20 protein-coding genes are annotated in these 21,848 nt (G+C 39.8%); all 20 read left to right on the top strand.

The window, feature by feature from the left end; genetic code table 11:
* The first annotated feature begins 2 nt into the window (after window positions 1-2).
* Entirely contained in the window at window positions 3-584 is a 582-nt protein-coding gene (locus AAG807_RS18060; protein ID WP_341907016.1) for a CDP-alcohol phosphatidyltransferase family protein, read from the top strand.
* Complete coding sequence (locus AAG807_RS18055) at window positions 574-1,317, top strand: phosphatidate cytidylyltransferase (RefSeq protein ID WP_341907014.1); 744 nt, start codon at window positions 574-576, stop codon at window positions 1,315-1,317. Before AAG807_RS18060 ends, AAG807_RS18055 begins: the two co-directional genes overlap by 11 nt.
* Complete coding sequence (locus AAG807_RS18050; protein ID WP_341907011.1) at window positions 1,307-2,269, top strand: UbiA family prenyltransferase; 963 nt, start codon at window positions 1,307-1,309, stop codon at window positions 2,267-2,269. Before AAG807_RS18055 ends, AAG807_RS18050 begins: the two co-directional genes overlap by 11 nt.
* Window positions 2,266-4,866, top strand: coding sequence for a PEP/pyruvate-binding domain-containing protein (locus AAG807_RS18045; RefSeq protein ID WP_341907008.1), 2,601 nt, complete (start codon window positions 2,266-2,268; stop codon window positions 4,864-4,866). Before AAG807_RS18050 ends, AAG807_RS18045 begins: the two co-directional genes overlap by 4 nt.
* Entirely contained in the window at window positions 4,847-5,935 is a 1,089-nt protein-coding gene (locus AAG807_RS18040) for a DUF3419 family protein (protein WP_341907005.1), read from the top strand. Before AAG807_RS18045 ends, AAG807_RS18040 begins: the two co-directional genes overlap by 20 nt.
* Window positions 5,932-6,603 carry a hypothetical protein gene (locus tag AAG807_RS18035; RefSeq protein ID WP_341907002.1) on the top strand — a complete coding sequence of 224 codons (672 nt, stop codon included), beginning with the start codon at window positions 5,932-5,934 and terminating at the stop codon, window positions 6,601-6,603. The genes AAG807_RS18040 and AAG807_RS18035 overlap by 4 nt, the downstream gene beginning before the upstream one ends.
* Window positions 6,600-7,622 (top strand): hypothetical protein, encoded by a 1,023-nt coding sequence (locus AAG807_RS18030; protein WP_341906999.1) that lies wholly within the window; start codon window positions 6,600-6,602, stop codon window positions 7,620-7,622. The genes AAG807_RS18035 and AAG807_RS18030 overlap by 4 nt, the downstream gene beginning before the upstream one ends.
* The gene (locus tag AAG807_RS18025; protein WP_341906996.1) at window positions 7,609-9,144 is read left to right on the top strand and encodes an AMP-binding protein; all 1,536 of its coding nucleotides are present in this window, start codon (window positions 7,609-7,611) and stop codon (window positions 9,142-9,144) included. Before AAG807_RS18030 ends, AAG807_RS18025 begins: the two co-directional genes overlap by 14 nt.
* Complete coding sequence (locus AAG807_RS18020; RefSeq protein ID WP_341906993.1) at window positions 9,141-9,548, top strand: hypothetical protein; 408 nt, start codon at window positions 9,141-9,143, stop codon at window positions 9,546-9,548. The genes AAG807_RS18025 and AAG807_RS18020 overlap by 4 nt, the downstream gene beginning before the upstream one ends.
* 66 nt (window positions 9,549-9,614) lie before the next feature.
* On the top strand, window positions 9,615-12,338 hold the full coding sequence (locus AAG807_RS18015; protein WP_341906991.1) for a DEAD/DEAH box helicase family protein: 2,724 nt from the start codon (window positions 9,615-9,617) through the stop codon (window positions 12,336-12,338).
* A 55-nt stretch (window positions 12,339-12,393) separates the two neighbouring features.
* Entirely contained in the window at window positions 12,394-13,410 is a 1,017-nt protein-coding gene (locus AAG807_RS18010; protein ID WP_341906990.1) for an LLM class flavin-dependent oxidoreductase, read from the top strand.
* A 28-nt stretch (window positions 13,411-13,438) separates the two neighbouring features.
* Window positions 13,439-14,398, top strand: coding sequence for a hypothetical protein (locus AAG807_RS18005; protein ID WP_341906986.1), 960 nt, complete (start codon window positions 13,439-13,441; stop codon window positions 14,396-14,398).
* An 11-nt stretch (window positions 14,399-14,409) separates the two neighbouring features.
* The gene (locus AAG807_RS18000; RefSeq protein WP_341906984.1) at window positions 14,410-15,114 is read left to right on the top strand and encodes a YafY family protein; all 705 of its coding nucleotides are present in this window, start codon (window positions 14,410-14,412) and stop codon (window positions 15,112-15,114) included.
* 432 nt (window positions 15,115-15,546) lie between these two features.
* Complete coding sequence (locus AAG807_RS17995) at window positions 15,547-17,811, top strand: GH92 family glycosyl hydrolase (RefSeq protein WP_341907189.1); 2,265 nt, start codon at window positions 15,547-15,549, stop codon at window positions 17,809-17,811.
* Window positions 17,808-18,158 carry a DUF1801 domain-containing protein gene (locus AAG807_RS17990; protein WP_341906983.1) on the top strand — a complete coding sequence of 117 codons (351 nt, stop codon included), beginning with the start codon at window positions 17,808-17,810 and terminating at the stop codon, window positions 18,156-18,158. Before AAG807_RS17995 ends, AAG807_RS17990 begins: the two co-directional genes overlap by 4 nt.
* A 76-nt stretch (window positions 18,159-18,234) precedes the next feature.
* Window positions 18,235-19,254, top strand: coding sequence for a bestrophin family ion channel (locus AAG807_RS17985; protein WP_341906980.1), 1,020 nt, complete (start codon window positions 18,235-18,237; stop codon window positions 19,252-19,254).
* A gap of 52 nt (window positions 19,255-19,306) precedes the next feature.
* Window positions 19,307-19,771 carry a DUF1572 domain-containing protein gene (locus AAG807_RS17980; protein WP_341906977.1) on the top strand — a complete coding sequence of 155 codons (465 nt, stop codon included), beginning with the start codon at window positions 19,307-19,309 and terminating at the stop codon, window positions 19,769-19,771.
* Window positions 19,772-19,856: 85 nt separating this feature from the next.
* Window positions 19,857-20,552 carry a siderophore-interacting protein gene (locus AAG807_RS17975; RefSeq protein ID WP_341906974.1) on the top strand — a complete coding sequence of 232 codons (696 nt, stop codon included), beginning with the start codon at window positions 19,857-19,859 and terminating at the stop codon, window positions 20,550-20,552.
* A 9-nt stretch (window positions 20,553-20,561) separates the two neighbouring features.
* Window positions 20,562-21,422, top strand: coding sequence for an AraC family transcriptional regulator (locus AAG807_RS17970; RefSeq protein WP_341906969.1), 861 nt, complete (start codon window positions 20,562-20,564; stop codon window positions 21,420-21,422).
* Window positions 21,423-21,651: 229 nt separating this feature from the next.
* Window positions 21,652-21,848 (top strand): hypothetical protein (locus AAG807_RS17965; protein ID WP_341906967.1); only part of this gene is annotated, 197 nt, incomplete at its 3' end.

Below are 21,848 nucleotides of genomic sequence, written 5' to 3'. Positions count from 1 at the left end.
AGATGGGGAAGGAGAAAAGTATCCGGAATATTCCAAACATGCTGTCGGCTTATCGTATCCTGGTTCTTCCGGTAATCTTCTATGCGTTGTTTTCCAACAAGGATCAGCTGTTCATTATTCTGTTGACAGTGAATTTGATCTCAGATATTTTGGATGGATTCATTGCACGTCGCTTCAATTTACAAACAGAGTTCGGTGCGCGATTGGACAGTATAGCGGATATCGGGACATACATTGGTGCATTTTCAGGAATGTTCTGGTTTCATTTCGACTTCATTACGGAATACAAATCCTGGTTTATCGTGATGATGAGTTTGTATATTATTCCGCAGGCGATTTCGCTGGTGAAATTCAAACGTAGTCCGAGTCTGCATTTATACAGTAATAAAATAACGGGATACCTACAGGGAATTTTCATTTTCACATTCTTCAATTTTGGGAATTATCCGCCGTATTTCTATTTCATGATTGCGTTCAGCTCGATTGCTTATTTGGAAGAATTGATTTGTATCCTGTATCTGAAAGAATTGCAGTCGAATGTAAAAACCTTTGTCCACCTAAAGCAAAACGCCGATGCTCAGTAGTATTTACCCGCTTGTAGCTGTTTACTTTGTGATTGGTATCGTGGCGATTGGTTTGATCAATAAAAAGAAAACACAAACTGCAACTGATCGAAAGAACAGGTGGATAAAATATGTCTGGTATCTTTTGATCGTCAATGTGGTGATTTTGAGCATTCATTTTTCCCTGTTTTACCTGCTTTCATGGATTATTTCAGCTATTGCTGCATTTGAATTTGTACGCATGTTCTTGCATACCGGTATAAAGAACAGATTTTATTTCGGAATTCCGTTCCTGGTTGTCATGAGTGTTTTTGTAGTGGCCTCCGGCCAATTAAATGCATACGAAGCAGGATACGTTTATACCCTGGTTTTTTGCTTCGACGGATTTGCTCAGATTATCGGGCAATTGTTTGGTAAACGACAAATCACCCCGGGATGGAGCCCGAATAAAACCGTTGGTGGATTTATCGGAGCTTTCCTGATTACAGTTGCAACGTCGTTTTATTACATGATGAATGTTGCTGAAATCGAGGGTGTTGACCTGCTGAAAGTGCTCCTTTTCGGAGTTCTGATCAGTTTGTTTGCATTCGGAGGAGATATTCTTGCGTCACTTTTTAAGCGGGTTTGTGGTGAAAAAGATTACAGCAATCTAATTCCGCAACATGGTGGAGTATTGGATCGTTTTGACAGCTTTATTTTCGCTTTGTCCGGCTATTATTGTATCTCTCAATTACTTCAGTTCAATGGATTTTAAACAAAGTGATTATTCGAAACCGGAAGAAAAGGGAAAATCCTTTCTCTGGCGTTTCTACCGCTACCAAAAAGAGCGATTCCCCATTTTGGGACACGGTTTGTTGGTTGCAAGTTTTAGTTTTTCAGCTATTGCATATTCACGTATTTGTCGTGGAGCAGCTGGATTTGTTCCATGGTCGACCTATGGGTTAGGTGTTTTTATAACCGTTTCCTTTTTCTTACTGGTTCGCATTTTTGACGAGTTTAAAGATGCGGAAGATGACGCAAGCTACCGGAAAGAACTTCCTGTTCCGCGAGGTTTGGTTTCGTTGAAAGAGCTTCTGATTTTAGGTGTTATCGTTGTTCTTGCTCAATTTGCGGTAATTTTGATCTTCTTTCCGAAATTGCTGGTTATTTGGCTGGTAGTTCTGTTGTATCTCTGTTTGATGGGGAAAGAGTTTTTCATTCCGAAGTGGTTGAAGAAACATCAATTTTGGTATGTTACATCGCACATGTTCATTATTCCACTCATCGATATCCTGGCAAGCGGGTTGGATTGGGCTCTGGAGAATGCAATACCATCACTGGGATTGGGCTTGTTTTTCCTTGTTTCTTATTTCAATGGAATGGTATTGGAAATCGGACGCAAGATCAGAATGCCGGACAACGAGCAGGTAGGAGTACTGACGTATTCATCCATGCTGGGATTGAAAAAAGCGCTATTCCTTTGGTTAGGAATTCTGACCATCACGCTGGTTTGTAGTTTAGGAGCTGTTTATTTTGTTGGCTACGGAATGATCGCGTATTTCCTTTTCGGAGGGATCTTTATTGTATGCTCAATACCTGCCTGGCTCTCTTTGAACAAAATCACTGAAAAACGCGCGAAAATGATGGAATATACTTCCGCTTTGTGGACAATCTTGATGTATTTGTCGCTTGGTGCGATTCCGATGATCCAACAGTTACTGCCATGAATAGAATACTGACAGCAGAAATTCTGCGAAATAAAACAGACCATTCGATTGGCGGAAAAGCCAGGAATTTGGCCGAACTATCGCATTTGGGACTCAATGTGCCTTATTGGATAGTGCTTTCAAGGGAAACAATGAAAACCTTTTCAGATGAAGCAGGAAATTTGCAGCTTCCTTCGGATTTATTGGATGAAATCCGTTCACACTTTTCCGATTCCGATTTTTTGGCAGTACGTTCTTCAGCATTGGACGAAGACGGTGGTGATTTTTCCTTTGCTGGATTATTCGAAACCAAATTATTCGTTCGAAAAGACCAGCTGGAAGAAAATATCCAGGAAGTACGGCACTCTTCATTTGCTGAACGTGTTCAGGTATACTGCGAAAAAAACGGATTGAATCATCCTTCCGGATTGGGAATTATTATTCAGGTCATGATTCCGGCTGAAAGTTCAGGTGTTGCTTTTGGAGTAAATCCGGTAACAGGAAACCGAAAACAGCAATTGATCAGTGCCGTATACGGTTTGGGTGAAGGATTGGTTTCAGGGGAATTGGACGCAGATAATTATTTGGTTGATTCAGAGATTCATGCTGAAATTGCCGACAAAACACATGTGTTTCAAATGAATGTAGCAGGTCAATCTGGTATTGTGAAAGAAGAACTTGCCGAAAAGAAAAGAAAGAAACAAGTGCTTTATAAAGAGCAAATTTTGGAAGTGCAAAAATTGGTGAAAAAGCTAGGCAGACATTTCCATAAACCACAAGATATTGAGTTCGCATTTTATAATCGCAAATTGTATTTACTTCAATCCCGACCAATTACTTCCCTGGCAAAAGTTGCGGATAAGAACGATGCCTACGTGCTTTGGGATAATAGTAACATCATTGAATCCTATCCCGGAGTTACCACCCCTTTGACTTTTTCCTTTATCAGCAAATCATACGAAGGAGCATACCGCTTGTTCTGCGAATATTTGGGCGTAGACAAGAAAATAATCGAACAGAATAAAGGAGTTTTTGAAAATACGCTAGGATTGATCAACGGTCGCGTGTATTACAATCTGAAGACCTGGTATTTGATGTTGGCGCTGCTTCCCGGGTATAGCATCAATGCGCGTTTCATGGAAAAAATGATGGGCGTAAAAGAACGATTCGATGTTCCGCAATCTTACATTGCTTCAAAACGTCTGGCTTGGTGGAGAATTGTGAAAATGGTATTCAAAATGACATCGCGTTATTTCTCCCTTCCCCGTAAGCGGAAGGAATTCGGGGTCTTACTGAATGAAACCATTGCCAACTACAAATCCATCGATTTCAGCGAAAAAAGTGCCAATGAATTGCTACAGTTGTATCTGGATTTCGAAACGACCCTGCTAAACGAGTGGAAAGCTCCCTTGCTGAACGATTTCTTTGCGATGATTTGGTTCGGAAGACTTCAAAGTGCCTGTGAAAAGAAATTGAAAAGCTCAAATCCGAATATTCACAATGATTTACTTTGTGGAAGTGCAGATATTATTTCTACTCAGCCTATTCACCGGACCATTGCATTGTCTTCTGAGATTTCTCAATCACCGCAACTGAAGAAACTATTCGTGGAATTGTCCTCAAAAGAGATTTGGCAGGAGTTTAAAACGAATCAAAGTCCATCGAATGAAATGAAACACCTTTATGATGAAATCGTCCGTTATATTGCTGATTTTGGGGAACGCTGCATCGGGGAGTTGAAATTGGAAACCATTTCGTACACACAGGATCCGACTTTGTTTATTGATATCGTGAAAACTTACGTGCAAAACGGGATTACGGAAAATATACGATCCGGAAATACGGAGGAAGAAATCCGTTCCAAAGCAGAAAAGGAAGTGAATGCATTGCTTGGCAGAAAATTCTACCGAAAATACTTATTCAATAAAACGCTTCGAAAAACAAGGGAGTTGGTTTCTTCCAGAGAAAACCTGCGTTACGAACGAACGCGTGCTTTTGGTATTGTCCGTGAATTGTTCTCGGCAATGGGCATTCGTTTTTATGCGGAAGGAATTTTGGACAACGACCGGGATATTTTCTACCTGACGAAAGAAGAAATCATGCAGTTCATTCAGGGAAGAGCAGTGACCCGGGATCTCAGGAAATTGGTTGCTCTGCGAAAATCCGAGTTTGAAGAATACGAAGAAATGGAAGCTCCCGCAGAACGTTTTGCAAGTTACGGAGCAGTTTACCATGCAAACGATTTCTTTAGCACAGAAAAAGTGGAACAACTGAAAGGTGATTTGAAGGGAATCGGGTGTTGTCCGGGAAGAGTTACTGCGCGCGTACAAGTGGTGAAAAACCCGAAAGATATTGCGACTTTGAACGGTTCTATTTTGGTCACATCGAGTACGGATCCGGGTTGGGTGACCTTATTTCCGACAGCCTCGGCAATTATTGTTGAACGCGGAAGTTTACTGAGTCATTCGGCAATTGTTTCCCGCGAAATGGGGATTCCGTGTATCGTTGGTGTTACCGGTTTGCTTCGAACCTTGAAAACCGGAGATATGGTTGAAATGGATGGAAGCACGGGGTTTATTAAAGTTATTGGGAAGTCAAATGAAGAAATTAACAGATAAAGTCTCATTCGAAATGATTCGCTATGCGAATTGCTGGGAAGATGCGGATGTGCTCCTGAAAGGATTAAATCCGGAAGAGAACAAACGCTTTTTGTCGATTGCTTCGGCAGGAGATAATAGCTTTTCGTTATTGGTTTCGAATCCCGAATTGGTGGTGGCCGTGGATGTAAACCAAAATCAGCTTTTTTTGGTGGAATTGAAACGCGAAGCAATACGAAAGTTGAAATACGAGGAGGTAGTGCGGTTTTTGGGTTTTAAACCATGTAATAACAGGATGGAGCTTTATAACTTAATCCGTCCGAACTTATCAGCGAAAACGCAGTCTTATTGGGATGGTCATCGGGACCAGCTGTTGAATGGAATTATTCACGAAGGAAAATTTGAACGCTATTTTCAGTTCTTTGCAGATAAAATTTTACCGTGGATTCATACCAAAAAGCGTGTTGCAGCATTGCTTGCCGAAAAAACGAAAGAAGAACAGGAAAAGTATTTCAATAAAAAATGGAACAACTGGCGCTGGAGATTCCTGTTCAAACTGTTTTTCAGCAAAAAAATCATGGGCCGTTATGGTCGTGATCCTGAGTTTCTGAAACAAGTGGATGTGCATGTGGGAAAAACGATCTATAACAAAACATCCGTTTACCTGAAAAGTAAATCTGCCCAGCGAAATTTTATCCTGAATTACAATCTGACTGGCAATTTTGGCAACCTGCTTCCACATTATTTAGAGCCGCACAATTACGAAAAAGTAAAAGCGAATTTGGATAAGATTCACGTTTTTCAAGGATTTGCCGAAGATGCAATTGCGCAATACGGAACGTTCGATTACATGAATTTGTCGAATATTTTTGAATACATGTCACCGGAACTGTTTGAAACCGTTGCAAAAGGACTTTTGAACGGATTGAATTCAGGCGGAAAAATAGCGTACTGGAATTTAATGGTAACACGTTCCATTGCCGGTAGTTTCAGCAAAGAAGTAAAGAATCACGAACAGCTTTCAAAAGAATTGAGTGCTGTGGATAAAGGATTTTTCTATCAACAATTTCACTTAGATCAAAAATTATGACAAACGATTTATTTGCCATGACATGGCTTTCAGCATGTTTTCTAGGATTGTTCGGGGTGAGTGAGCTCATTCATCGGACAACTTCCGTGAAAGTGGAGCATACCCGAAAATTGGTGCATTTTGGGACGGGGGTTTTAACTTTGCTGTTCCCGGTTTTTCTAACGAGTTCCTGGTCGGTATTGGTGCTTTGCGCTTCATTTGCTGTCATCCTTTTGTTGAGCTTGAAATATAAGTTTCTGCCTTCTATCAATGCGATCGACAGAGAATCACACGGAAGTATTTTGTACCCTTTATCCGTTTATTCCTGCTTTTTGGTGTATGAATATCAGGATTTCGATCGGATGTTCTTTTACGCCCCGATTCTTGTTTTGGCAATTGCAGATCCAATGGCGGCTTTGTTTGGGAAACGTTGGCCTAAGGGAAAATTCACACTTAGAAAAGATAGCAAAACACTGATGGGCTGTTCGGCATTTTTCGGAAGTGCTTTGGTCATTCTGACAGGGCTTTGTCTGTCGTTCAATAAGGAAATATCATTGGAACAGATCTACCAATTGATCCTGGTTTCTTTGGGCGCAACATTGGTTGAATCCGTGAGTGGAAAAGGGTCGGATAATCTGACAATTCCACTTTCGGTTGTTTTATTATTGAGTTTATTCGCTTCAATATGAGTATGAAAATACAGGTGTTCCTTCCTTCGGATGCGGAATTTTATCTATTTGCGGAGGTAAAGAAGCATGTTTATGAAGCCGGAAGTGTTGGGTTGAATCAGCCTGACGAGTTGAGTTTGGAATTTTTGACAGGTTGCTGTGTGGTAACTGAAAATGGAATTCCCTTAGGTCGATTAGCATTTTATGATAACCCGGAACTGTACTGGAAAGGTAAAAAAGCATGCTGTGTGGGAAATTTTGAATGCATAAATAATGCTGAGATTGCCGAAACACTGTTCAAACAAGCCGAATTGTGGGCGGAAGAAAATGGTTTCAGTTACCTGCTTGGACCAATGAACGGCTCAACCTGGGACAATTACCGATTCAGCACACACCAAGATCATCCGCTTTTTCTCTCGGAAACCTTTCATCCTTTGTATTACAATGAGTTGTTTAAGGAGTGTGGATTTGAAGTGATTTTGAATTATCAAAGCCGGATAGAACAGGGTATAACTACCAGAAATGAGAAGGTTGCACATAAAATTCAGGATTCGCATTTAAGTAACCTAATTATTCGTGAACTGGATGTTTCGCGGCTTGACGAAGAATTGGAGAAACTCTTTCCGTTGGTAAAAGCGGCTTTTGAGCGCAATACCTTGTATACTTCGATTTCCCGGGAAACATTTCACCGGAAATATGCCGCTATTATTCGTCAGCTGGGCACACGCTATGTCCTTCTTGCTGAAATGAAGGGTGAATTGATTGCCTTTGTATTCGCTTTTCAGAATCACCTGGAAACAACCAAAAAGCAGCTTGTTTACAAGACCGTAGCTCGTAAATTTGGAAAAGAATATACCGGAGCCGGACATTTAGTTGCGCTTGAGATTATGAAACGGGCAGTGGAAGACGGAATGGAAGATGCCATTCACGCATTCATGATTTACGATGCAACTTCAACGGAAATTTCGGAAAATTTCAACTCACAGCCCTACAAAGAGTATGTGTTGTATGCAAAATCGATTGGAAATGGAAAGGGGTAACGTTACGGATTTATTCTTCTCGCATGCGGAAAAATCACCCGGACAATGTGCAATTGTAGACGGGAAATCGCGTATTACCTATGGTGAATTGGCTAATGAAGTGAGGCAAACAGCAGCCTATTTTCAATCGAAAGGAATTGAGAAAGGGGATAAAGTCCTTGTTTTTATTCCCATGGGAATTGACTTGTACCGAACCGTTTTGGCTCTATTCGATTTGGGAGCTGTGGTCCTTTTTCTGGATGAATGGGTGAGCAGGGAACGGTTGGAGGTTTGTTTTCAATTGGCAGATTGCAAAGCCTTGATTGGAGGCTGGAAAGTGACTTTGCTTTCTGTTTTATCGAAAGAAGTACGGAAAACGCCCATCAAGTTGGGTTTGAATTACAAAAAAGGACTTTCCTATAACAAAACCGCAACAACAGCAAGCGATCTGGCTTTGATCACTTTTACTACCGGAAGTACCGGGATTCCGAAAGCAGCTATTCGCAGCCATTCGCACTTGAAAAGTCAGTTTGAAGCGCTGGTTGAGAAAATTCAACCGGAGGAAGGAGAAATCGACATGCCCGTTCTGCCCATTGTGTTACTGATCAATCTCGGAGCGGGTTGCACATCCGTAATTGCACCTTTTAAATCAAAAAAAGCACAGAAAATGAAACCGCAAATTATGGTGAAACTGATGCAGGATGAAAAGGTGAACAGGTTGGTTTCGTCTCCTTATTTTGCCATTCGAGTTGCTGAATATTGTGCTAAAAATAAGATTTCAATTCCGAATTTAAAGAAAGTCTTTATCGGTGGTGCACCTGTTTTTCCGGATGAAGCAGCACTGCTCGTAGATGGATTTCCGGATGCAGAAGTAACCGTAGTTTATGGTTCCACCGAAGCAGAACCGATCAGTGCAATTGCTGCAAAATCGGTGAGAGAAGAAAATCCGGATCAGAAAAAGGGATTGTGTGTTGGTTCTGTTCATCGAACAACGGAGCTAATCATTTTGCCAATTACGGATCATGCGATCAGTGTGAATTCGGCGAAAGAATTGGAAGAAATGAAGTTGAAAGTCGGTGAAACAGGAGAGATTTGTGTTGCGGGATCTCATGTTTTGGAAAGTTATTTGGACAACGAAGAAGCAGTACTGAGAAACAAGATTCGGGTCGATGGAAAATGCTGGCATAGAACAGGAGACAGTGGGTTTGTTGATAAAGAAGGCATGCTTTATTTGACTGGAAGGGCTGGAAATGTCTTTGAAAAGAACAAGGTTGTTTATTCTCCGTTCATTTTAGAATATGAAATGAAACAACTAAGTGAAGTAAGTGTGGGTACTGTTTTGAAAATAAGCGAATTGGTTGTTTTGTTTGTTGAATTGAAAGATGCTTCCAAAGGAACTGATTTCCTCTTAAAGAAATTCCCCTTTGTGGATAAAGTGGTAGTTGGCAAATTACCCAAAGACCTCAGACATTTTTCTAAAATTGATTACGGAAAGCTGAAAGAGAAGTACATTAGCAGTAACCATAAGCAATTAAATAAATGAGTAAACCCGCAGCAGGACGGATGTTCCAGGATATCGATTTCAAGGTGAAAAGTGCCAAAGGAAAAAAACTCGAACAGTTGATAGGAGTGGAAAACCCGGATAATCCGGAAGGAGGACCAATTCTGGTTTATATTAAAATGGAAGGAATCAGTTGGTCGCAATACTTTCTGGAATCCTGTTTTGGTGTTTGGGAAAACTGGGGCGAGATTGACACGGATGATGAGGCATATACCTATCCTGATTACGGCAAAAAGTTCGAAGTTGAAAATCAGGTGTTGAAATCCGTTTACTGTAAAGACAGCGAGATCACATTGGAATTTGAAAGCGGAGAAAAGCTGATTCTGAAATACAAAGATCCCGATGAGTGGGACGGGGAGACGGAAATGATTAAAGTGAAATTGTAAATTGAATACTCGCTAATTTTATTACAATTTCTTTTTAGATAAAATGAATCACATAACCTAAATACAGTGACAGAGTTTCCTAAAGACATAACTTTCAAATACAGTTGGAGAAAATATCAGCAACGTGTCTTGGATGAATTACAAGACCATTTAACAGATAAACACTTACATGTAATCGCTCCTCCTGGTTCAGGTAAAACAATTTTAGGGCTTGAAGTAGCACTTCGCTTGAACAACCCTACGCTTATTTTAGCACCATCAATAGCTATAAGAAATCAATGGATTCAGCGGTTTTGTGAATTGTTTCTTCAAATTGAAATCACCCCCGATTGGATCTCTCGTGACATTCGAAATCCCGGATTCCTTACTGTTGTAACTTACCAGGGAATGCATGCGGCATGCGATGATTTAATTATTATTGAGGAAGAAAATGAAGAGGAGGAGATAGCAGGGCATAATGATTTGAAATCGACTGGTTCGAATGTGAATAAAATTATTCAAGGATTGGAAGTCGCAGGTATCCAAACAATTGTAGTGGATGAAGCTCACCATTTGAAAAATGAATGGTGGCAAACCTTAACCAAAATAAAAGAAAGACTGGATCCTGTAATTGTGGGGCTAACAGCCACGCCACCTTATGATGTTACTCTAAATGAGTGGCAGAGATATATTCAGTTAAACGGACCTGTAGATGCTGAAATTTCTGTTCCTGAATTAGTGATTGAGGGTGATTTATGTCCGCATCAAGACTACGTTTACTTCAATTTTCCTTCTGAAAGTGAAAAGCAAAGAATTGACAAATTCCGACAAATTATTGAAAGACAATTTCTGGAATTAAAAAATGATGAAACCATAATAAGAGCTCTGAAAAATCATCCTATTTGGATTGATCCCTTATCTCGATTAGATTGGATTTATAATAATCTAACTTACTATTGTGCGACTTTAATTTTTCTAAATGCGAATGGGATAATAATTCCTGAAAAACATTTAGAGGTAATAGGAGATAAGAAATTGGATGTGCCATTGCTTGATTATAAATGGATGGAAACACTTCTAGACTTTTATTTATTCAATGAGAAAGAACATTTTAAAACCTTCGATGGACATAGGAAAGGGTTGGAAACCAGATTAAGAGAATCTGGTGCAATTGAACGAAAACAAATTAACTTTTCTCAGAATGTTGAGATTGCACAATCTTTAACTTCTAGTATTGGTAAACTGAATAGTATTCATGAAATTGTAGACTTTGAGTATGATCAACTCAAGAATAAATTACGAATGGTGATTCTTTCAGATTTCATTCGTAAAGAATTTTTTGTAAACTCCTCTGAAAACACTCTGGATATTAATAGATTGGGTGTAATTCCTATTTTTGAAAAGCTCAGGAGAGAAAATTTGAAAAATAAAAAAATAGGAGTACTAACAGGTTCTTTAATCATTATTCCAAAATCTGCTCATGCGGAATTTAAAATGCAATCGGCGAAATGTGGTCTTTCCGAGATTGAAACAATCACAGTTCCTTATGATTCAAATTACATTCAAATAGTACAGACGAATCGCATTAAAAATGATATTATTCAGATTATAACTCAAATATTTCAACAAGGAGAAATTGAAATTCTCATTGGGACTAAATCTTTGTTAGGCGAGGGTTGGGATGCTCCAGCAATTAATTCGTTGATTTTGGCAAGTTTTGTTGGTTCATTTGTCCTGTCGAATCAAATGCGTGGAAGAGCTATCAGAACTCAGAAGGATAATGTAGAAAAAACAGGAAACATTTGGCACTTAGTTACTATTGATCCAACTTCCGTAGGTGGGGGTGAGGATTTGGATTTGTTAAAAAGAAGATTTAAGGGTTTTGTTGGTGTTTCTTTTAAAGATGAACCAGGAATTGAAAATGGAATTGATCGCTTGAATTTACCAAAGAATTTTGTTCAAAAGGAAACGGTGGCTATGAAAAATGAAGAGATTCGGTTATTTGCAGCTAATCGTGAGGCTTTGAAAGAACGATGGAACATAGCACTTGAAGCAGGCGTTATCCTAATTGAAGAAATTAAGATTCCATTCTCTCATGAAAAAAGTTATCAGGAAGTGAAATCAATGTATTTAACTAAAACTATTGCAAGTCTAATTGCCAGTTTAGGTTTTTCCGCATTAATTTATTTAGAAACCATTCTTAATGGAATCAGTCGGTCGGCACGAAATATAAGATCTTTGCAAGATTTTTACTTCTATCTAATTGTTATTGGTATTGGAGGACTTGTCTTTTTTGGACGATCAGCATATAAAACATTGAAATTATATATCAAGTATCGGGATATTGCAAAGGATGTGAAAAAAATCGGAAATGCTTTATTGAATACACTAATAAAATCAGGAGTTATACATACCGAAAAATCAAAACTGAAAGTGGAATCATCTAAAAATAGATGGGGAGGGGTATATTGTCATTTAGAAGGAGGAACCACTTTTGAGAAATCCACATTTATCAATTCTTTGCAAGAAATAGTTGGATTAATTGATAATCCAAGGTATGTAATTGAAAGACGGAGTAGATTGATAGGTGTTTTTAAACAGGTTGATTATCATTCTGTTCCAGATATTATTGGTAAAAATAAAAGTTCAGCCGAATACTTCATGTTGCAATGGAGTCAGCTTGTAGGATCGTGTTATTTAATCTTTACACGTACCCTTGAAGGACGGAAATTGCTATTGAAATCGAGACTTAAGTCATTGTCAAATCAAATGAGCGATGAGGAGATAGATCATGTAAATAAATGGAAATAAAACCAACCATTTATAATTCATTTTTTGAATAATTAATGCCTATTTTTATTCTGACATGGAAATAGGAATAGACAGTTTTGCTGCAGTGCCGGCAAATAAGAGTATCAGTAATGCTCAGGCGATTAATGAATTAGTGGAACGCATCGAATTGGCCGATCAGGTTGGTCTGGACATTTTCGGGATTGGTGAGCACCATCGAAAGGAGTTCCTGGATTCGGCTACACCACTGATTTTAGCGGCTGCAGCTTCCAGAACCAAACGGATTATCCTGACGAGTGCTGTAACCGTTCTTAGTGCAGCCGATCCGGTACGTGTGTTTCAAAACTTCGCTACACTGGATCTGATTTCGAACGGAAGAGCAGAAATGGTGGTCGGAAGAGGTTCGTTCATAGAGGCATTTCCTTTATTCGGCTTCAATTTGAATGATTACGATGCGTTATTTGCTGAGAAACTCGATCTGCTGCTTCAGATTCAACAGAATGAAACGGTGAATTGGTCCGGACAGTTTCGCGCACCATTGAAAGATCAGGCAATTTATCCACGTCCCATGCAGGAAAAACTTCCGATTTGGCTTGGAGTTGGAGGAACACCAGCTTCCTTTGTCCGTGCCGGAGAATTGGGATTGCCGCTCATGGTTGCAGTAATTGGCGGAGAAACCCATCGATTCAGACCCTTGATCGATGGGTATAAAAAAGCCGGAGCAGAAGCAGGTCACGACCCGAAACAGTTGAAAGTGGGATTGCATTCACTTGGTTATGTGGCGGAAAGTAAAGATCAGGCTGTGGCAGACTATTATCCCGGCTATGCGGAAATGTTTACCAAAATAGGGAAGGAGAGAGGTTTTCCACCCGTTACGAAAGAACGGTTCGATGCGCAAAATGGTACACTGGGTGCTTTATTGGTCGGAGATCCGGTGGAAGTGGCAGAGAAAATTCTGCGACATAGTGAATCTTTGGGAGGAATCACCCGGTTCACCTTTCAAATGGATGCCGGATTGACGCATGAAAAATTGATGAAAGCCATTGAATTGATAGGCTCTAAAGTTTCTCCGATTGTGAAAGCGGGAAGCTAATTTGTAAATTAAGAAAGTAAAAACGGAGATGAAAATATCAATTGTAATGGCATTTCTTGCTGGAACGGCAATTGGCTATTCCCAAACGGACAAAGACCCGGAATATGTGAATGTGAATTGGACCGTCGGTACGGAAAAAACAGTTTATCAGACCGATTCCACCATAATCTATCAGGCTGACTCACTCTTTATGTCAACAGGAACCAGTTCGAACTACAAGATCAAAATTGTAAGCAAACGGGACACGATCTATGAAGTTTTATTCAAACAGATAACTATCAATCCGGATTTTAGCTTGAAATCGGAAATGATAAATACGGGTTCAATACAAGAGATGATGGAAATTATGATGGCTGAGTTGCAGCAAAAGTTCTCGAATTTCGAATATTCATTCCTGGTAAACAAAAACACCGGACAGGCCTTTGATGTGAAGAATCAGGAGGAATTGGGAAAATCGATCGAAGAAATGATCGTATCGATAATGAATAATTATGTTGCTTCATCAAAAATGGACATCGATGAAAAGAAGAAAGCCGAAATTCAAACAAGAGTAAGCGAATTGATGAAAGAGAAAATGACACCAATCATGAATACCATGATGAATTCGTTCAATTATATTTTTCAGGCTTACAGTTTCCCTTATTCATTGAACGAAACTTATATCATGGAAACCATGGTTTATGACATAGATGAAGTGAGACACGGAGATACAGAGAATGCTGCAAAAATTGTGATTAATAGTTCTTTGAAAAATTCAAAACTGAATATCGAGTATCAATATGATTATGACAAGGAAAGTGCATATCAACAATACATTGTTTCGAAAGGTCGGGAAAAGGAAATTCCGATCAATCAATTTGAGATTGATGAACGGGTAGTTGCCAATTTTGATCTGAAATCTTCTTGGATAACGGATAGTACTTCAATTGCGAAAGTGAAAATGGGAGATATTAGGGTGAACCAGACATCTCGTGTAACATTTAAATAGAAGGAATATAAATGAACGACAACGAAACATCCCGGCTTTCCCGTCTAACGGCGATTTTACTGCAGCTGCAATCCAAACGTTTGGTAACGGCTACTTCGCTTGCGGTGAAGTTTGATGTCAGTGTCCGTACCATTTACCGCGATATCCGGGCACTCGAACAATCGGGGGTTCCCATCATTACCGAAGAAGGAAAGGGCTATTCGCTTATGGAAGGTTATCGTATTCCGCCGGTGACATTTAGTGAACGCGAAGCGAATGCATTGATCACCGCCGAACAATTCGTGCTGAAAAACAAGGACGCTTCCTTTATACAGGATTTTACGGATGCGATCACGAAAATAAAATCGGTTCTTCGGGAAAGTGCAAAGGACGGGGCGAATTTGTTGTCAGACCGGATTGCAATCGATCAGAATAGCTCTTATAACCGGACAAGTAACCAATTGTCATCCCTTCAATTGGCGCTTACCAACTTCAATCTGGTGAAGATGAAATACCAAAAGGCAGATGATGATGCAACCAGTGAACGAATCATTGAGCCTTTTGCCTTGCTCACGGTGAATGAAAATTGGTTGCTGCTTGCCTGGTGTCGTTTGCGCAAGGAATTTCGTTTTTTTCGCTTGGACCGAATCAAAGGTATCCTGGTTCAAAATGACAAATTCGAACCGCACAAAATGACTTTACAGGAATATTTCGATAAACACAAACGAAGGGATTAGATCTCTTCTGCAGATACCGGACTGTCGGATACCGGTTTGTCAGGTATGGGATTTTCTATAAGCTGTTATTGTAATGTTTCTAGGATTTATAACAGTGGACAAAAACCCAATTACACGACAGAGAAATTTTCAACTTTGAAACAAAATCATTACCCGCCCTATTATCTATAGCATGGAAGAAAAAGCCTTCCGTTTCGGTTATTGATCCCGGAAAGTGTTAAATCACAGCGTTTGTAAAACTGCTGTGGTTTACATTTTTGGATCCTGATCCCGCCTTTCCGTGGATAAATCCGAAACGGGAGGCTGCTTGAAGGTGGTAATTGGGACAAGGCAGTTTTGCCTACTTTTTCTGCCTTGGAAAAAAGTAGGAAATAGAAGATTATGGTAGAGTTGAGAATGATTCGTAATTTGTGAATGATTTTGAAGAACATGATGAAGAAACTACTCTTTTTATTGATCCCTTTTTCCTCCTTTACTCAAACAAAACCGGTCGATTACGTCAATCCGCTGATGGGAACGGATTCCAAAATGGAGCTTTCCAACGGAAATACCTATCCTGCAATTGGGCTGCCTTGGGGAATGAATCTATGGACTCCGCAAACAAATGTGATGGGTGATGGTTGGGCTTATCAATACAGTGCAGATCAGATGCGTGGATTCAAACAAACGCATCAGCCTTCTCCATGGATGAATGATTACGGACAATTTGCCGTGATGCCGGGAAGTGGAAAAGTGGTTTTTGATCAGAATGAGCGGGCAAGCTGGTTTTCTCATAAATCGGAAGTTTCAAAGCCGCACTATTACAGTGTTTACCTGGCGGATTGTGACGTGACAACCGAAATAACCCCAACTGAACGCGCAGCTGTTTTTCGGTTCACTTTTCCTAAAAGCGACAGTTCATTCATTGTAATTGACGCCTTGGATCGCGGGTCTTATGTGAAAGTGTTTCTAAAAGAGCGCAAAATCGTAGGTTATACCAAGCGCTATGCACGAGGGAAACTGACCAACTTCAAAAACTATTTTGTCATTTATCTGGATCGGGAGATCGAATTTTATTCCATTGCTTCTGACGGGAAATTAATTGGAAAGAAAGAAGAATCGACTTCCAATCATTCAGGGATTGTGGTTGGATTCAAAACGAAGAAAGGGGAGCAAGTTCAATTGAAAGTGGCTTCGTCATTCATCTCAGAGGAACAGGCTGAATTGAATCTACAGCGGGAAGTAGGGACGAAAGACTTCAATACAGTCAAGACCGCAGCAGAAAATCAATGGAACAAAATGTTAGGTAAAATTGAAGTTTCAGGTGGAACCGATGAGCAAATGAAGACTTTTTACTCCTGTTTGTACCGAACCTTATTCTTTCCCAATAAATTGTACGAGATAGATGCTGCCGGAAAAGAAATGCATTGGAGTCCGTATAATGGAAAGGTACTTCCCGGGAAAATGTTCGGAGGAACGGGATTCTGGGATACATTCCGGGCGCTTTATCCCTTGTTGAATTTGGTTTATCCGGAAATCAACGCCGAAATGCAGGAAGGGTTGGTGAACGACTACCTGGAAGGTGGCTTCCTTCCGGAATGGTCCAGTCCTGGATACGCAGATATCATGATCGGGAATAACTCGGCTTCCATTGTTTCAGATGCATATATCAAAGGATTGCGAGGCTATGATATCGAAAAACTATATGAGGCATTGCTTCACGGAGCAAATAATGAAGGACCTATGAGTGCTGTGGGTCGTTTTGGAGTGGCACATTACAACAAACTGGGGTATGTTCCTTACGATGTCAATATCAATGAAAATGCAGCCCGTACCCTGGAATATGCTTACGACGATTTTGCGATTTATCAATTGGCGAAAGCACTGAAACGTCCGCAGGAAGAAATAGATTTGTACGCAAAACGTTGTCAGAATTACCGGAACTTGTTTGATCCGGCTACCGGAATGATGCGTGGAAAAAATGCGAATGGACAATTCCAATCTCCGTTCAATCCCTTCAAATGGGGAGATGCATTTACGGAAGGGAACAGCTGGCATTATACCTGGTCCGTTTTTCACGATGTAAAAGGATTGATTGACCTGATGGGAGGGAACGAACGCTTTGTTTCAAAATTGGATTCCGTTTTTAGTCTTCCACCAATTTATGACGATAGTTATTACGGAGGAATGATCCACGAGATCAAGGAAATGCAAATTGCGAACATGGGACAATATGCACATGGAAATCAGCCCATTCAGCACATGATCTATTTATACAATTATGCCGGTGCTCCTGAAAAATCCCATTATTGGGTCAGGGAAGTACTCAATCGCCTGTATAAACCAACACCTGACGGATATTGTGGAGACGAAGACAACGGTCAAACCTCTGCCTGGTATATTTTCTCCGCATTGGGATTTTATCCGGTTTGTCCTGCAACGGATGAATATGTCCTTGGAGCTCCGTTATTTAAAAAAGCGGTGATTCATCTGGATGGAGGGAAACAAATCGTACTGAATGCTCCTGAAAACTCTTCTGAAAACAGATATGTTTCGACCGTGAAATTGAATTCGAAGGAATATTCCAAATTGTATTTGAATCATTCGGAATTGATGAAAGGATCCGTGCTTGATTTTAAGATGGTTTCAACACCCGGGATGAATCGCAAGTTCACAGAAAGCGATTTTCCGTATTCATTTTCAAAAGAGAAAAGATGAGTGGACTGATCGAATTTTATTTAAAACAAGAAGATTCTGTTAAGGAAACGATGCTCGCATTGAGAGATTTTATCTTGAAGCAAGATACAAATATCACACACGAACTGAAATACGGAATGCCCTTTTTCTGTTACAAGGGAAAAATGTTTTGTTATTTCTGGACTCACAAACAGTACAAGCAGCCCTATATTGGTTTTGTTGAAGGAAAACTTTTTGATGAACCATTTATGCTGCAAGAAAAACGCTCACGCATGAAGATCTTTCTGATCGACCCGAATGTTGATTTGCCGATTGAACGAATTGAATTGCTGGTACAGAAAGCGTTGTATTTTTATACAAAAACCTAATCTGAAAGTTTTACTACTTTTAGTATGACTATTTAGTTGGTTCCTTTGAACCGTTTGAACTTTTGAACCCTTTTTTATGTACACTGAATTTATAAATCCCACCAGAGCAGCGCTGAGTTTTTCGCGGAATCAAATCATCGTGTATGTGGTTTGGAGCGCCATCGTGGTTTGCACCTATCATTTTTCCAAGTGGGAATTAATATCCATTCCTTTTTTACCAGTTTCATTGATTGGTACCGCTCTGGCTTTCTTTTTAGGTTTCAAAAGCAATGCTTCCTATGATCGTTTATACGAGGCAAGAAAGAATTATGGAAGTATTGTCAATGATAGCAGGGCATGGGCGATTATGTTGAATGCATATATTACAAATCACGCCAACAAGAATATTAGCAAGGAGGAAATTCAAGAAATAAAAGAAGATCTGGTGAATCGACATATTGCTTGGATGTATGCACATAAATTTTACCTCAGACATAGACGCCAGCCGTGGGAGCGTGATGCAAAATATCACAATGTATTCAGGGGGAAATTACAGGAAGAGTTCAATATTGAAACCGATCTGGAACAAAATTTACTACGGTATTTGAGTCAAGAAGAAGTAAGTGCCGTTATTCGTTCTGCAAACCCTGCAACTCAGTTGTTGAATAATCAAGGGAAGCGATTGGCTGAGATTCGGGAAGCCAACCTGATTGAAGATTTCAGATTGATCGAATTTCAGAATCAAATCAATAAATTACTCGACGATCAGGGAAAGAATGAGCGGATCAAGAATTTCCCATATCCCTTGCAGTTTTCATTTATGTTGCGGATTTCACTGCGAATTTTCAGTTTCTTGCTACCATTTGCCTTGATAACGGAATTGAATAAACAGGGAGAAAATTTTATGTGGTTGACGATTCCGTTTTCAGCCATCATCAATTGGATTTTCTATTTTTCAGAGAGAAATAGTGAGTACTCGGAGAATCCGTTCCAAGGCTTGATTTACGATGTTCCGATTACAAATATTACCCGGACGATCGAAATTGACATGCTTCAAGCTATTGGTGTGGAAGATGTTCCGGAACCTATTTTGGCTAAGAATGGGATCTTGATGTGATATATCAGAGTACAGGTTCTTTATTTGGCAGAAAACTTTAACGATTCAAGAAATGAGTTTAGCGAAACAAATGGCAAAACAGCTGAGAGATGTTCATTTCGGTGGAAATTGGACGACAACCGATTTGAAAACCACTTTGTCCGATGTGAGTTGGAAAGAAGCGCTCACGCAGGTTTATTCCCTGAATTCGATTGCGGCACTGAGCTTTCACATGACTTACTATGTGGAGGTCCTGATTACCGTTTTGGAAGAGCATAAATTGGTAGGGAAAGATGAGTTAAGTTGGAATTTACCCGCAATTGAATCACAGGAAGCCTGGGAGAATTTGCAGAAGAACGCCTGGTTGAAGGCCGAAAAAGCAGCTTTAATGATTGAGGAATTACCCGACGAACGATTGACGGAGGATTTTATCGATCCGAAATACGGGACCATGTATCGGAACATTGCCGGAATCGTGGAACACATGCACTACCATTTGGGGCAAATTACGATTATCAAAAAGTTGTTGGTTCAATAATAAAAACGCGATTTGTCCACCTTTAAAGGTCTTCTGTTGGACATATCTCCGTTGCCGGCTTTCTATTTTTGTCAAAAAAACAACAATGGCAAATGTTCTGAAAAAAGCGATGTCCGGCTTATTTGATAAAATGCTTACTTCGGCTACAGTGAGCGATGTGAAGTTTTGGAATCCATCAACAATGGTTGAAATTGAGGTGCATCTCCCGACATTGGAAACGCAAAAATGGAAAACAATCCATCGGGTGAAATGCCGGGTTGGAGATTTGGAATACCGTGATTATACACCTTCCTGCTGGGATCCGGAAAAAGGAACATTTAAAATCTATGCAGAAGCCGGTCATGATGGAGCAGGAAGTCGTTGGGCACAACAAATCAAAACAGGTGATGAAATTCTGCTTGGTGCAGTGCATGCAGCGCAGATTCCGTCAAAAGAAGGTAGAATTCTCTGTTTGGTGGATTTGAGCGCCCTCGGACATGTTTTGAGTTTGAAACAATTGACTGATCGCGACAAGTTTCCACTGGATGTTGCTGTTTTTCTTCATGAAGCTTACCATATTCCGGAATATTTAAGTGAGAAAAATCCCGAATTTGAATTCCTCTACCAGGAAAATGAGAATAACATTCGTGTAATGGAGCAATGGCTTATGTCGAAAAAATTGGCTAACTATGAATCGATTTGCATCGCGGGAAACACTCCGATGGTCTCACAATTGAGAAAGAAACTAAAAGGAATTCCGGAAGTTGAAGCGCGAATCTTTGCACAAGGATTTTGGTCTTAAAGAAATAGAATGGATAATGAGCAGATTCAATTAGTCCAGTTACCCGCAAAAACGCGTGGAATTGAAATTTTCAGAATGACGGAAGAGATGATTCCTTTTCTTGAAAAGGAAATAGTATCATCCCCTCATAGACACGATCATTACACTTGTTTTTTTGTAGAAGGAGGAACGATTGATCACAATATTGATTTTATTGATGTCAGAGTTGAAGGACCTTCTTTATTGGTCTCTTATCCAGGTCAAATGCATCAGGTAAAAGGAATGAATGGATTTGAAGGGTGGATTCTTGCGTTTGACCCGAAATTCATTCATGAAACCGCTTCAGCATCCATCCAGGAATCCTTTTCCGATATTATTCTAATTCAATTTAATCCGGAACAACTCCGATGGTTTTCTTCACTTTTTGAGTTAATCCGTTCGGAGGTTGAAGAAGGAGATTCCAGCATCAAAAATCCCATCATCGGACACCTGGTGAATGGTTTCTTTTCCAAAACTGCCAGTTTATTTCAATTGCAGGAAAAGGAACTCATTTTGGAATATTCATCGAGGAGTATAGAGATTGTGAAAATCTTCAGGAGATTGGTCCGCGAACAGTTCATAGCGTTGAAAAAGCCTTCCGATTATAGTGAACAGATGAATATCAGTGTCAGTTATTTAAACGATACGATCAAATCGATCACCGGATTTTCTGCGACCAATTTTATCCAACAGGAAGTTTTTCGGGAAGCACAGCGTTTGCTTTGTTTTACGAATAAAAGTATCAAGGAAATAGCCTTTCAGTTGGGGTATGAAGATTACAAGTATTTCATCCGCTTATTTTCCAAATCAGTTGGAGTTTCTCCTTCCAATTTCAGGAAACAAAATCAATAATCGTATTTTTATTCCGGATTTGGGGTTATGGAAGAAAAGCGGTAAGACAGCTATGAACTCAGGGCAGGTTTCGGGCTTCCATGCAAAAATGTGAGGACCCGGCATTATTGGTTTTGAATACCTCTATTGATAATTTTTAAAGTTAAGAATTACCATTAATTAACGCCCATATTTTTGTATCCGACGTTGGTTTTCCTAACTTCAGAATCAATAAACTAAATTTTCGGTTATGGAATTCAAAAAATTACTTTTCATTAGTTCGTTTGTCCTTGTTCCGATGGTTCATTCACAGACGCAGGTAATCGGCTCAACAACTCTTTATATCGACACGCTTTCAGATGATGTATCCGTTCCATGGGAAATCAAAGTGGAAGGAAACTCGCATCTATGGGTAACCGAACGCGATGGTTTAGTGAGTCGGATTAA

Source organism: Fluviicola taffensis DSM 16823, from assembly GCF_943372375.1.
Taxonomy (GTDB): Bacteria; Bacteroidota; Bacteroidia; order Flavobacteriales_D; family Crocinitomicaceae; genus Fluviicola; species Fluviicola taffensis_A.
Note: the sequence above shows the minus strand (reverse complement) of the source record. Positions and strands in the feature narration are given on the sequence as shown.